Origin of the sequence: [Clostridium] scindens ATCC 35704, assembly GCF_004295125.1 — a bacterium.
Taxonomy (GTDB): Bacteria; Bacillota; Clostridia; order Lachnospirales; family Lachnospiraceae; genus Clostridium_AP; species Clostridium_AP scindens.
The window spans coordinates 1,762,988-1,775,779 of record NZ_CP036170.1 but is presented as its reverse complement, the minus strand read 5'-3'; the positions used below and the strand labels follow the sequence as shown (position 1 = coordinate 1,775,779).

Here is a 12,792-nt window from a genome sequence, read left to right as displayed (position 1 = left end):
GATGCAAGCATTTTACTCTATTCGATTTATGGAGGACTGCTCATGAGAAGCAAAAGAATACCTGCTGAAGAACAATACCGTCTCATCATGGAATGCCGTCAAAGTGGATTGACAGATCATCAATGGTGTGCGGAACACGACATCAAGCCTGGAACCTTTTATAACTGGGTAAAGCGACTACGGCAAAAAGGTTGCATGGATTTACCAGCGGCAACCGGACGCAGCTATAACACTCCGGAAAGCCAGGAAGTCGTCAGGGTAGATTTTCATAATCCTGACACCATCTCATATGAACAGCCATTGGATATGATTCCTGCGTCTATGGAAAGAAGCAGCATTTCTGAGGCAGCACCTATGAAGCTGTCTGTTGGAAGGTTTCTTCTGACTATCCCGAATGGAACAGATCCACAGCTTCTGGCTCAGACACTTCGCATTGTGAAAGAGCTGGAATGTTAGGGGATATCACGGTCGCCGATGAAATCTATATCGTAACAGGCAGAACGGATATGCGGAAATCCATTGACGGACTGTGTGCCATTGTAGAGGAGCAACTTCACATGGATCCAAGACGGAGTGCCCTGTATCTTTTCTGCGGAAGACGTTGTGACAGGATCAAAGCTTTACTCTGGGAATCCGATGGATTTGTGCTGTTGTATAAACGCATGGAAGTTCAGGGCAGATTCCGGTGGCCGAAAAATCAGTTGGAAGTAAAACAACTGACCTGGCAGCAATTCGACTGGCTCATGTCCGGTCTTGAAATCGAACAGCCTAAAGCGTTCAAACCTACGGAATGATGGTGGAAAACTTCTCTGCAATCCGGTAGAAATGCGGGGCGCTCCACACCCTGGAAAGCGCCTTGCTCCCTTGTAAATACTGGGTTTTCTGCTTCTTTTTCTTCACTTTTTGTGGTATACTAAGAGCAGAGATAAAGGAGCAGAAAACGTATGGCTGGTAATTCAAAAGATTCAAAAATCCTTGCGTATAAGGACATGATCAACCAACTGAATAAGACGATTGCTGCACAGACAGAACTGATCCAGTCTTTACAAAAGACATTGGAAGCAGACCGTCTGGAAAAAGAGACTCTTCGTCAACAGATTGAATATCTCACGAAGAAGCTCTTTGGCACTTCCAGCGAAAAACGGAAGGATATCGAAGGCCAGCTGAATCTTTTTGATGAAGCCGAGCAGGAAGCGGATCCGGCATGGAATCCGGAACTTCCTGATGGCATCATTGTCCCGGAGCATAAGCGGAAAGCAAGACGGACTCACGCTGAACTCTTTAAAAACGTGCCTTCCTGCGACGAGATCATTTCTCTTCCGGAGGAGGAACGGAACTGTCCAGCCTGCGGAACACAGATGGAATGTATTGGGAAAGAATTCGTCCGTCATGAATTCCGCTTTACCCCTGCCAAAGGTAAAGTTGTAAATATCTATCGTGAAACCTATAAGTGTCCGGAGTGTGCCATATCAGCGGAACATCCCGATGACCAGACTTTTGTCAAGGCTCCTGTTCAGGAACCGTTGATCCCGGAAAGTTATGCATCAGAATCTGTCGTTGCATGGGCGATGCACCAGAAGTACCAGAATGGTCTGCCGTTAAACCGGCAGGAAGAGGACTGGAAACAACTGGGTGTACCATTGAACCGTGCTACGCTTGCCAACTGGATTATTTACTGCACCGAGAATTATCTTCGCCATGTTTATGACTATTTTCACCGTCAGTTACTGGTGCGTAAATATCTGATGGCAGATGAAACACGGGTTCAAGTGCTGAATGAGCCGGAGCGCAATCCGGAAACAGATTCCTGGATGTGGCTCTTCCGCAGCGGAGAAGATGGTCTTCCACCGATTCTACTCTATCATTATACAGAGACAAGAGCAAAGTTCCATGCAGAATCATTCTTGCAAGGCTTCAGCGGATATCTGGAAACGGATGGGTATCAAGGTCATCATAATCTGCCTGATATCAAACGATGCTCTTGTTGGGCGCATGTGAGACGTTACTTCACAGATGCCATACCGAAGGGGAAAGAGTATAATTATAGTCTTCCCGCAGTGCAGGGAGTGCAGTTCTGTTCCAAGCTGTTTGATTGTGAACGGTACTCAAAAGCAAAAAATCATACCGCAGAGCAGAGAAAACAGTTTCGTCTTGAAAAAGAAAAGCCGATACTGGATGTATTCTGGGATTGGCTGGATCAACAGCACCCAAACAAGGGGACTCGTTTGGCGAAAGCGGTGAACTATGCCCAAAATCGGAAAGACACCCTGATGACCTATCTGGAAGACGGCCACTGCAGTTTTTCTAACAATCTCAGCGAGAATGCGATCAGACCATTCACCGTTGGCAGGAAGAACTGGTTGTTCAGTGCCAGTCCTAAAGGAGCCACCGCCAGTGCTATTGTGTATACTATGGTTGAGATGGCAAAAGCGAATGATCTGAATACCTATAAATATCTGACATATCTCTTGTCACAACGACCGAATGATAAAATGTCAGATGAGCAGTTAGAGCAGTTCGCCCCATGGAGCAAGGCTGCGAAAGCTAACTGTCAAAACTAAAATAGAGTAAAACGCTTGCATCTATCATTTTGGTGCAGGCGCAATTTATGAGTAACGTAGCAATATTTTGCACTTACAGAATACCTGCTGAAGAACAATACCGTCTCATCATGGAATGCCGTCAAAGTGGATTGACAGATCATCAATGGTGTGCGGAACACGACATCAAGCCTGGAACCTTTTATAACTGGGTAAAGCGACTACGGCAAAAAGGTTGCATGGATTTACCAGCGGCAACCGGACGCAGCTATAACACTCCGGAAAGCCAGGAAGTCGTCAGGGTAGATTTTCATAATCCTGACACCATCTCATATGAACAGCCATTGGATATGATTCCTGCGTCTATGGAACTGCGACCAGAATGCGCTGGAAACCCGGAATAATCATTAATTCATCCAGCATTTAAGATTGCTTTATGATTAATTAATACTCTCACAAAAAATTTTAAGCAAATTTCTCTCATCTTGTTGTTGTATATTCAGCAAATGTTCAATTTCCCAAAAAGATGAAGTTTTTATATTCTCCCTCTCATTTAGAAATTCCAAATTATTTTCCAAATAACATATTTGTTTTATTTGCGCTTTATAATACTGGTTTACTCCATCATCATCAAAAATATTTATAGCATATGGAATCAACGTTTCCCATCTATGATCATCTTCGTATTTCAAATAATATATAAGATGAATAAATAATATTTTACATTCTTCCTCCATAAACCGAATTTTATCTGTTTCCAACGTATTTATGCAATATTCAAATAGTTCTTTCGTAGAGGAATCTATTATATCGCCACATATAATATATCTCATCAATATAATATTTATTGCACTAACCATTATAGCATCTTCTAAATGTTTATTGTAAAATAGAATTACCGAAAGTTGCAAACGGGAATTGGAGAATGTTGCATCTCCAAATTGGAGAAAGTTGCAAGGCATTCGCTAGAAGCGCTCAGGAACGGTGTAGCGCTTGAGTGGCAGCCACCAAGTATGAGCATTCCCATGAAAAGATCCATTGCAGGTATATCCAAAAACCATTAACCTTATCTTTATTGTAGTCCAAACAATAAAGACAAGGAGGAAAGGAGAATGTCAACTACAATGGATCAGATACATCATATCAGAGATATGTTCTACCGGCAAGATAAGAACATTTCTGAAATCGCATCTGAGACCGGCCTTAACTGGAAAACGGTCAAAAAATATGTGGATATGGAGGACTTTAACAATCCATCTCCCAAACCTGCATCATCAGAGGTTCACGAATCCAAGCTTGACCCATTCAAACCTTTGATTGATGAATGGCTGCAGGCAGACAAGCTTGCACCAAGAAAGCAACGGCATACAGCCAAAAGAGTATTTAAACGCCTCAAGGATGAAGCAGATGGTTTCGGCTGCAGTTATCGGCTTGTTGCCTTATACGTCAAACAGAAGAAAGAGGAACTACGGCTAAAAAGAACCGATGGCTATATCCCTCTTAATCATCATCCCGGCGAAGCCCAGTCAGACTTTGGAACAGCCGATTTTTATGAAAATGACAGGCTTCATCACGAGGCTAAGTACCTTGTGCTCAGTTTTCCCTACAGTAACGGAGGTTTCCTCCAGCTTAATTATGGCGAAAACATGGAATGTCTTCTGGAAGGACTGGTTGCCATATTTGAGCACATCGGTGGTGTTCCCACGGAAATCTGGTTTGACAATACCAGAACCATTGTTACCGAAATCATCAAAGGTGGCGGGCGTAATGTAACAGAGCGGTTTCAACGCTTTTGTGAACACTACCGCATTAAGCCGGTTTTTATGAATCCTGAATCCGGATGGGAAAAAGGAAACGTGGAAAACAAGGTTGGCTACCTGCGCCGCAACGAACTTGTACCGGCACCCCGCTTTGATGATCTTGTGAAAGAAAACAAGCATCTTCTGGATCGTTGTGAAATCGATATGCAGCGTGAGCACTATGATGACGATGATGACCGCTTTATCAGTAAACTGTTTGAAGAAGATAAGGCTCGTTTACTGCCGCTTCCTTCCGTTCCGTTTGATACGGCACTTTACACAACGGCAACAACGGATAAATATGGAAAGTTTACTCTTGACGCAGGAAAGCACCGTTATTCTGCTTCACCGGCTTTCTGTGAGTCCATTGTAAATCTCAAGATTACATCCTCTGATGTGATTGTCATGGACAAAGATATGCACGAAGTGGTGCGTCATAAGCGCCTTTACGGCAATGAACATGAAAGAATGGACTGGCTGCCATACCTTACATATATCGCCAGGAAACCCCGTTCTCTTCGAAACAGCGGCATATATGACATGATGCCACAAACCATGCAGATATACATGGATAAATGCGAAAGCAAGGAACGCGGACGTGTCCTGAAGGTGCTTGCAGAACTTACGGAAAGAACCGGGTTTGCTAGTGCTGTCAGAACAGTTGACGAAGCAGTCCGGCTGAATGCCACAGATCCGGACAGTCTGCAGAGCCTTTACAGGCGAACCTATGCAGATGTACCGCTTCTGCCTCCGCTTGAAAACAAAGTTTTACTGCCACAGCAGAAGGTCATTCCATTCAGAAATGATCTGAAAATGCTGGATGCCGCCCTTAAGAAGGGAGGTGTCTCAAATGGCTGATATAGAAAAATCCATTGCAGCATGCTGCAAACAGCTCAAGCTGTCCACGAACTTTGCAGGGCAGGCTTTCGAGCAGAAAGGAGACACACCGCAGGAATACCTTTTAAACCTCCTGACAAACGAAATTGAATACCGTACAGCAAAAAGGAAGAGCAAGTTCCTCAATACCGCCGGCTTCCCACGTAGATACCGCGTGGAGGAATTCAGGGCAGATGAGATAGATTTCCCGGAAGACGTCAGCTTCCAAAGCCTGTTAGACCTGGAGTTTTATCATACAGGAAAAAATGTCATCATGTATGGAGGAACAGGAACCGGTAAAACAATGCTTTCCATTCTGATTGGAATGTCTGCATGTAATCAGGAAATTCCGGTAAGATTCTACCGCACTGCCGGACTTATCAATCTCTTTTCCGAGAGTCAGAGCAGCGGAAAGCTTACTGCACTGAAAAAGAAGCTTAACAGTGCCCGGATACTGATTCTGGATGAATTCGGATATGTTCCGTATGACCGCACCGGTTCACAGCTTCTGTTTGATTATCTTTCTGAGATACACGAGCAGAAATCGGTGATTTTAAACACGAATCTTGAATTCTCACAGTGGGTGAACGTTCTTTATGACCAACGGATGACAACAGCACTGATTGGCAGGCTCACCCACCATGTGGAACTGATTCTGTTCCCGGGGATCAATAATCGGTTACGTGAATCAAGCATCAATGCAACTCTTTCAAGAATCAGCAGTCAGGAGGCAGGTAACAATGGCTAAAAATAAAAAAGTTATCAAAGAACAGAAAAAATATCAAAATCTTCAGGAACGCTATGAGGAGATGAATGATTATCTTCTTGATCTCATAGAAGATCACCGATGCGCAGAAGAAGATCTGAGATATCTAAATGATTTTATCCATTATAAAGAGCTGGATGAGGAGTTCCGCTATTTCAGGGAACATGCACATGAAGATGAAAACTCGGAACTTCCGTTTCCATATCTCACGCTATAACAACTAAATATGGTCTGCAATGGCTATGTAGCTGGCAGAATAGCTGCCAGCCGAGGCCTTGCAACTTTCTCCAATTTGGAGATGCAACATTCTCCAAAAATATTTTGCATTTTTCTCCAAAAAGTGCTTGCAAAAAACACTTCTAAAATATTACTATTTTTCTTCGCTTGAAATTGCAATTCTTTTTCCAACTCTTTAATTAAGCAATTAGATATTTTATAAATATTTTTTTCTTTTTCCATATCTATATTTTCACACATCTGTACCAAAAAAAATATTTTTCTTTTTTGTATTAAAAAAAATGAATAAATATCCCCACGACTATTTCCTTTTTTCAAAACACTTGAAATCACAAACCCTGCCGAGAAGAAAAATAATAAAAAGAAAAATTGCCTATACCAAATATCATCATTTTTTAATTTTATATTAATCAGGAGTGAAAACACCATCAGCACACAAGAAACCACTGGACCCATAATCAAAGCAAATGAAAACCCTCTTTTATAGTGTTTGTACTGTTTTAACGAAACTATATTTTTCTTCACTACTGGCAATATCCAACCACCTAACATAATTCTACTAAAATTAATTTTCACTTTGATTTTTCTATGTGAAAAAAGCAAAAGTATACCACATATTTCCGCTGCTACAACTGGAAATCCCATCAATAAAAAACTGATTAAATGTGCTAATTCATGTACCAATACGCATACAACATAAGCCCCTATAAAACTCCCTAATGTAGCAATATTAAACTCCCCCATCTCATATTTGAATTCCTGCAAAAAACTTCTTGTCATTTTACCCACTAAAAGAATTATACATATGTATATTGTTATTCCTACTATTTGATATATTCTTTTTTTTATATTACTTTTTTTCATTTATTCTATCCTACACAATCATATAACGATTTTAATTTTTAGAATTCAAACATTTTATGGAAATAGACACAGAACATAACATAACTATAATGCTTAAAATATTAATACTAATCAAAGCACGCGTACTTATCACAATTTTTTGATATACCACTTCAATATCCAGAATATATTTGAGTATCACTAATCCCCATGTCGGTAAAAAAATCATGATTGCCGCCAAAAGAACTTTTATTTTTGCATAAGAAAACTTGTAATAAATTGGGAAGAATATACCTATTATTAGACTAAACACAAAAAATACAATTGACATCTCCGAATAGTTTAATTGAGAAAATACAATATTTAAATATACTCCTACACTTGCCATCCCCTTATAACATATTATAGCAAATATGAACATCAGAATCGCTAATATATATTTCGCCAATACAAGTCTGTTCTTACCAAAGGGCAATGCTAGCATATATAAATTCCCTTTATATTTATCCTCGTTTAAAAAAATATTATTAAAAAGAAAATATATTGAAAAATTTAGAGCAATCATTAATGTATAAATTCCACTATATTGTCCACCACTCTGCTGATTCAAAAAAATAGGAATACCAATTAACACCATTATGGATAGCCAAAAATAATTCCCTGCTAGTTTTATCTCCTTCTCTATCAAAGTTAATATTTTCATGCTTTTCCTCCTTCAGTTATTAAGTTCACCATCGCGGCTTCTACAGTTGGTTCCCCCATAAGGAACTCTTGTTTTGTAGCTTCCTTTAAAATTCTCCCTCTATCCATAAGAATAATATTATCTCCTATTTTATCCAGATCTGATGTAATATGCGTAGAAAACAAAATAGTTCTTCCATGTTTTTTTTGATCTATCATTTCTTCGCAAAATAATTGTCTTGTTTTTGGATCTAAACCACTCGTTGGTTCGTCAAATATTAAAATTTCTGCATTATGAGATAGCGCAAGTGCTAAAGCGTATTTCATTTTCATTCCTTGAGAAAGCGTTTCTATTTTTTGTTTTGAATCCAGCTTATATTTCTTTAAATATCCTTGATATACTTCTTCATCCCAGTTCTGATAGGCTGCTGAAATAATTTTTTTCATTTCTTCCAACGTTAAATTTTCATAAAAATATCCACTATCAAATACTATTCCTATTTTTTCTTTGTACTCTTCCTCATGATGTTCAAGCATTAACCCGTCAATAATTATTTCCCCGAAATCATATTGTAGAACTCCTATCACACATTTCAATACGGTTGTTTTCCCCGCCCCATTATTTCCAATAAGCCCTGTAATTTTCCCACGTTCAACCGAAAAACTAACTTTATCAATTTTGAATTTATCGTATTCCTTTTTTAAATTTTTTACACTTAACATATCCATTCTTCCTCTATGCTATCTGTTTACTTCTTTTAATTTTTACACAAATGGCATATTTTTTATCCATTTACATTTTTCACCCTTCTCTTTCCCTGCCACAATTCCTCTTAATATGCATGATGAGCAAAAAAACCTTTTTTCACACTCACGACACTCCTCTGACAATGCGTTTGGTGCTTCTAATTCCGAAAATATTATGAATTCACTTTGTTTTTCATCATATATATTTTTTATATTCTGTTCAAAAACATTTCCCCATTGATAACCTGTATATTCTCCGGTATCCATTGTGCATATTTTTATATCTCCTGTCGCAGCAATAGTAACGTGTGAAGATAAACAACCACAATTGGAACTCTGTCTAAATTCATCACTGTTTAGAGTATTTATAAATCCATCGTATTTTTCATTAATCCTATCTATTGTTTTAAACAACTTTATCTGCATTTCTTGATCTAATAATATATCTGGTTCAGAGTACACAGCCCTTCCTAATTCTATAACCGAAGATGGGACATACATTTTTATTCCGAGAGAATATACCCAATCTGCTATTTTTTCCACTTCATCTATATTTCTTTTAGTTACAGTTGTTGCAATTCTCATTTTAACATTTTCGCCTGCGAGCTCTCTCACATTGCTTTTAACTATTTCTGCTATATTTTTTGCACCTGTAAACCACTCTAAATATTCATCCTCCAAACTATGTATATCAATTTGTACAAACACCCTATCTTTATTACATATAATAATATCTTTTATCTCTTTGGTTAATGCAACGCCATTTGTCAATATGTTAATATGAACAAAGTCTAACGAAAGGGCATATAGCAAAATTTCTTTAAATTGAGGATGAATCAAGCACTCTCCTCCCGTAAGTTCAATAACCCATGTTCCAATATCGTTTAAATCCTTAAGTAATTTCTTTATCCGTTCTATTGGCATACTTTTCTGATTTAAACAATCAAAACTCCCATAACAATGTAAACACTTAAGATTACATTTATGAGTAATTTCTAACGATGCTACATGCGGATACAAATTCTGTTGTTTTTCTTTGACCTTTTTCTCTTTAGGATGTGAACTAGTCCGAATACTCAGTCCATACTCTTCTTCTAATTCTTCAAGAAAAGGAACTAATTTCCCTTCAACTTCTTCTATACTTGTCTCGTATTTTTGCGAAAAATACTTTACTATATCATCAAATGTATGCATGCCATTAATTCTAAGAATAATTTCTTTTGCTATATTATTAATCATTCTTTTTTCTACTTCTTTCCCTTTGAAAACGTATAAACAAATAATATCAGCATTTATTGATTCAATTAAAATTTCATCGTCCCAAAACAAATATTCTTTCATTATTTTTCTCCCTAAATAATACAATTATTTTTAAATACGCGACAATGTAAATCTTTATTTAACATTGTCGCGTTTAATCTATCCAAATATATTAGCTGCTGATACATGACTTATTGCAGTTGCGCTTGCCCAACACGCTGTACAACCCGCACATCCCACACAAGTCCATCCTCTAGCTACAATTTTTGGTGTTTTCATATTAGCTCCTCCTTCCATATTTTTTTTATAATCGATTATAATTATACTCTAACTATTTAAGGTATTTATTTCAAGACTTTGACCCTCAAGTATATATATTGACCATTATTGGTTATTTATAAGAAAATATCTGGTATATTCTTGTCCTGCATTTTCAACATATAATATATAATACCTCCATAACCATTAAATAAACCTGGATTCATTTTTTCTTGTGGTAACAATGTAATATCTTCTTTCATAAAAATATATTTTTCATTAATTGAACATTCTTCAAAAAATGTTTTTGCCTTTTCTAAAACCAACAAATTCCCGCAATTTCCATGGCATAAAGACCAACTATCTCTTCTCCAATATTTCACCAATTTCTGATATGCTCGAAACATGTCTGTTTTAATACGTTCTCTCCAAATGGTATCTGTATTTTGAGCATAGCAATACATTCTTGACCACAGTATCCCCGACACTCCATGACACCATGCTATAGCTCCCACGTTATCCTGTATGCACTCATGTGTTCGCATATCTTTCCAGTTTCCCATCGAAGGATCATATAAAAAATCTTCATAATCTAATATTTTTTTGCAAATTCAAAATATTTACTTTTATTTGTTTTCTTCCACATCCCTACAAAGGCCATCAAAATTCCACTATTCCCATGTGCCATTCCTGCCATCGGCACTTGTTTTTCGATTTCCCAACCTACTCCATGCTCTAAATTTAATGCTCTTTCCTGTAACCTATCTACTGCTTTTTCTGCTAATACTAAATATTTTTTTTCAGGGCATATACCATATAGTTTTAAAAGCACCAAAACAGCGCCGGCATTCCCCTTAAGAACATCATAATTTGTATCCATCTGTATCAACTGCTCAATTATTTTTATATGTTTTTTAGCATAATCTAAATATATCTTTTCCTTTTTGTATTGATATGCAATAAGATATGTTAATAATATAGAACTTTCCCCTTCATATGCACCGACATTTTGGGATTGAAGATTTTTCATCGACTCATAGCCCTTTTCTGTATAATGAAATAATGTGGATTGTAATATTTTATTTATCTTGGCAATTTCACGAGTATTTTGATATTTTTGCAAAAAACAACTTATTAAGAACATACCTGCTAAACCATCGTATAAATATATATTCATTGTTTTAACACTCCATCCATATTGATCTTCAAGTTGAATTGTATACCAACTAATTTCTGTATTATCATAATTAAAAACCTTATATTTTAATAATCTCTCAATATACATATCCACAAGTTTGCTATTTGCTGTATTATTCCGTTCTACAACACTACAATCAACCTTTTTCTCACAAGTCTTATACACTTTATTTACACACTGTTGTTTTGGTGCTTGTAGTATGTCAAAAGAAATGTCTATATATTCACATTGTTTTTCCATATCCTTTATATTCAACAACCGTACTTTTTGATATAATAATTCCATTGGTGTATTCATAAAATAATTAGAAATCACTCCACCATTCCCCAATAGCAGATTTTTAGAATCCATATGAAATGAAAAAAATGGAATATCCCCTCTCAGTAATTCCTTCACTTCACTATCAACGATTAGGTAATCATTTTTATTTCTATTATCCCACATAGCCTGAAGGAAAATTTCTCTTTCTGCCCCATCTTTTAATAATTGGGGATGATAGGAACTAAACAAAAGCATCCCATAGCGTTGTGTATCTTCCATAAAACAACGACATTCACAATTTTTTAGTTTTGTCACCCAACAATATAATTCTTGTTTTCTCTGTAACGCAATATGATACGCTTTACAAAATCCTTCTTTTATTTTCGCTTTATAATGTGATATATCTATAAATCCCTCTTTTATTTTGGGTAAATTTTGCTTTTCTTCGGAAATAGGGCACATATATTCTATATGCATATTTGATGTCCCACCTTCTACAACAACCGGAATCTTAAATAAATATTTCTGTCCACCTTTACCATTTATCCCACTACACTCTACCCCTTTTCTTCTTTGTGTCCCCCAACAAAATGGGAGTAATCCCGTATTCCATACCGATTCTACTAATTGATGATATATTATTTCATCTATGGATCTTCCCTTTTGTTTTCTTGGAATTCCAGATAAAGCTTCCAAATCAATAATTACCGGATATTCACCTGCTGCAATTATATTCTCATAATGTAAATCTTGCGCCCCCAACAAATATGTTAAAAAAAGATGTATTCCGAATCTCACGTAATAGTTTTCTAACTCTTTTTCTGAATTGCAGGAACTCTGCTCAACAATATATGTCCAACTATGTTCCTCATATGTTAAAAAAGGATATTCATACTGTTTCATTCCAATATGATGGCTTATCCATTGAATTAATTGCATATATATTTCATCATTTTTCATAGCTCTTGGTTTATATAATATCCACATTCCATTATCCAATTTAAGTTTCGCCACCCTCTTTCCGCTCTTATGAGAATCAGAAAGAGAAAAATCTATTTCTTCTATCCTTTTCACCAATTTTCCGCCACATATTTTTTCTCCGATTTTGTTCTTATCTTTTTCAAAAAAATCAAAAATCTCTATATAATATTTTATAAAATTTTCTATTTTTTCTTCTATAATTCTATATAATACGGGATATATTTCAAACAATTCATGAACAAATTCAAATGTAGAAACATATTTTTCGCAAAAATAATTATATTCCTTTATCGGTGTTTCACCTCTTAATTTTTCTTTTTCCTTATAGACGTGCAAATGCAAATT

The 12,792-nt window shown here is 36.8% G+C and carries 12 protein-coding genes and 1 pseudogene; 7 read left to right on the top strand and 6 right to left on the bottom strand.

The features are described 5' to 3' along the window. Window positions 1–42: 42 nt before the first annotated feature. The 4 genes from tnpA (HDCHBGLK_RS09120) (at window position 43) to tnpA (HDCHBGLK_RS09105) (ending at window position 2,944) form a co-directional block, all read left to right on the top strand. Window positions 43–456: an IS66 family insertion sequence element accessory protein TnpA gene (gene tnpA / locus HDCHBGLK_RS09120; protein WP_039909923.1), complete on the top strand. Its 414-nt coding sequence runs from the start codon at window positions 43–45 to the stop codon at window positions 454–456. Continuing rightward, window positions 450–794 carry an IS66 family insertion sequence element accessory protein TnpB gene (tnpB, locus tag HDCHBGLK_RS09115; RefSeq protein ID WP_004608002.1) on the top strand — a complete coding sequence of 115 codons (345 nt, stop codon included), beginning with the start codon at window positions 450–452 and terminating at the stop codon, window positions 792–794. Before tnpA (HDCHBGLK_RS09120) ends, tnpB begins: the two co-directional genes overlap by 7 nt. A gap of 150 nt (window positions 795–944) precedes the next feature. Continuing rightward, window positions 945–2,561 carry an IS66-like element ISCsc1 family transposase gene (locus tag HDCHBGLK_RS09110; RefSeq protein ID WP_004608003.1) on the top strand — a complete coding sequence of 539 codons (1,617 nt, stop codon included), beginning with the start codon at window positions 945–947 and terminating at the stop codon, window positions 2,559–2,561. 47 nt (window positions 2,562–2,608) lie between these two features. After that, window positions 2,609–2,944 carry an IS66 family insertion sequence element accessory protein TnpA gene (tnpA, locus tag HDCHBGLK_RS09105; protein ID WP_004608005.1) on the top strand — a complete coding sequence of 112 codons (336 nt, stop codon included), beginning with the start codon at window positions 2,609–2,611 and terminating at the stop codon, window positions 2,942–2,944. Window positions 2,945–2,980: 36 nt separating this feature from the next. Here the strand turns inward: tnpA (HDCHBGLK_RS09105) and HDCHBGLK_RS09100 are convergent, their stop codons facing one another. Then, entirely contained in the window at window positions 2,981–3,400 is a 420-nt protein-coding gene (locus tag HDCHBGLK_RS09100) for a hypothetical protein (RefSeq protein ID WP_039909925.1), read from the bottom strand. A gap of 264 nt (window positions 3,401–3,664) precedes the next feature. Here HDCHBGLK_RS09100 and istA point away from each other — a divergent pair, with 264 nt between their 5' ends. From istA to HDCHBGLK_RS09085, 3 genes are read left to right on the top strand one after another with little or no spacing between them, the layout of a single operon-like run. Then, window positions 3,665–5,197, top strand: a complete 1,533-nt coding sequence (gene istA / locus HDCHBGLK_RS09095; protein ID WP_130574654.1) for an IS21 family transposase — start codon at window positions 3,665–3,667, stop codon at window positions 5,195–5,197. Continuing rightward, window positions 5,190–5,963, top strand: a complete 774-nt coding sequence (locus HDCHBGLK_RS09090) for an ATP-binding protein (protein WP_004605482.1) — start codon at window positions 5,190–5,192, stop codon at window positions 5,961–5,963. The genes istA and HDCHBGLK_RS09090 overlap by 8 nt, the downstream gene beginning before the upstream one ends. Next, window positions 5,956–6,198 carry a hypothetical protein gene (locus HDCHBGLK_RS09085; RefSeq protein WP_004604852.1) on the top strand — a complete coding sequence of 81 codons (243 nt, stop codon included), beginning with the start codon at window positions 5,956–5,958 and terminating at the stop codon, window positions 6,196–6,198. The genes HDCHBGLK_RS09090 and HDCHBGLK_RS09085 overlap by 8 nt, the downstream gene beginning before the upstream one ends. 23 nt (window positions 6,199–6,221) lie before the next feature. Here the strand turns inward: HDCHBGLK_RS09085 and HDCHBGLK_RS09080 are convergent, their stop codons facing one another. From HDCHBGLK_RS09080 to lanM, 5 genes and pseudogenes are all read right to left on the bottom strand, one after another. Further along, on the bottom strand, window positions 6,222–7,082 hold the full coding sequence (locus HDCHBGLK_RS09080) for a site-2 protease family protein (protein ID WP_004608009.1): 861 nt from the start codon (window positions 7,080–7,082) through the stop codon (window positions 6,222–6,224). A gap of 31 nt (window positions 7,083–7,113) precedes the next feature. Then, window positions 7,114–7,764, bottom strand: a complete 651-nt coding sequence (locus HDCHBGLK_RS09075) for an ABC-2 transporter permease (protein WP_004608010.1) — start codon at window positions 7,762–7,764, stop codon at window positions 7,114–7,116. Next, on the bottom strand, window positions 7,761–8,465 hold the full coding sequence (locus HDCHBGLK_RS09070; RefSeq protein WP_050755152.1) for an ABC transporter ATP-binding protein: 705 nt from the start codon (window positions 8,463–8,465) through the stop codon (window positions 7,761–7,763). The genes HDCHBGLK_RS09075 and HDCHBGLK_RS09070 overlap by 4 nt, the downstream gene beginning before the upstream one ends. Window positions 8,466–8,507: 42 nt before the next feature. After that, a complete protein-coding gene (locus HDCHBGLK_RS09065) occupies window positions 8,508–9,830 on the bottom strand; it encodes a radical SAM/SPASM domain-containing protein (protein ID WP_004608012.1) in 1,323 nt (440 codons plus the stop codon). Window positions 9,831–10,144: 314 nt separating this feature from the next. Continuing rightward, window positions 10,145–12,783 (bottom strand): annotated as a pseudogene (gene lanM / locus HDCHBGLK_RS09055) (type 2 lanthipeptide synthetase LanM). Window positions 12,784–12,792 lie beyond the last annotated feature (9 nt).

Excerpts from the sequence above, each read along its gene's own strand:
- HDCHBGLK_RS09080 (WP_004608009.1), bottom strand. The coding sequence starts at position 7,082 with ATGAAAAAAAGTAATATAAAAAAAAGAATATATCAAATAGTAGGAATA.
- HDCHBGLK_RS09090 (WP_004605482.1), top strand. The coding sequence starts at position 5,190 with ATGGCTGATATAGAAAAATCCATTGCAGCATGCTGCAAACAGCTCAAG.
- tnpA (WP_004608005.1), top strand. The coding sequence starts at position 2,609 with ATGAGTAACGTAGCAATATTTTGCACTTACAGAATACCTGCTGAAGAA.
- HDCHBGLK_RS09075 (WP_004608010.1), bottom strand. The coding sequence starts at position 7,764 with ATGAAAATATTAACTTTGATAGAGAAGGAGATAAAACTAGCAGGGAAT.
- HDCHBGLK_RS09070 (WP_050755152.1), bottom strand. The coding sequence starts at position 8,465 with ATGTTAAGTGTAAAAAATTTAAAAAAGGAATACGATAAATTCAAAATT.
- HDCHBGLK_RS09100 (WP_039909925.1), bottom strand. The coding sequence starts at position 3,400 with ATGGTTAGTGCAATAAATATTATATTGATGAGATATATTATATGTGGC.
- HDCHBGLK_RS09065 (WP_004608012.1), bottom strand. The coding sequence starts at position 9,830 with ATGAAAGAATATTTGTTTTGGGACGATGAAATTTTAATTGAATCAATA.
- HDCHBGLK_RS09110 (WP_004608003.1), top strand. The coding sequence starts at position 945 with ATGGCTGGTAATTCAAAAGATTCAAAAATCCTTGCGTATAAGGACATG.
- tnpB (WP_004608002.1), top strand. The coding sequence starts at position 450 with ATGTTAGGGGATATCACGGTCGCCGATGAAATCTATATCGTAACAGGC.
- istA (WP_130574654.1), top strand. The coding sequence starts at position 3,665 with ATGGATCAGATACATCATATCAGAGATATGTTCTACCGGCAAGATAAG.
- HDCHBGLK_RS09085 (WP_004604852.1), top strand. The coding sequence starts at position 5,956 with ATGGCTAAAAATAAAAAAGTTATCAAAGAACAGAAAAAATATCAAAAT.
- tnpA (WP_039909923.1), top strand. The coding sequence starts at position 43 with ATGAGAAGCAAAAGAATACCTGCTGAAGAACAATACCGTCTCATCATG.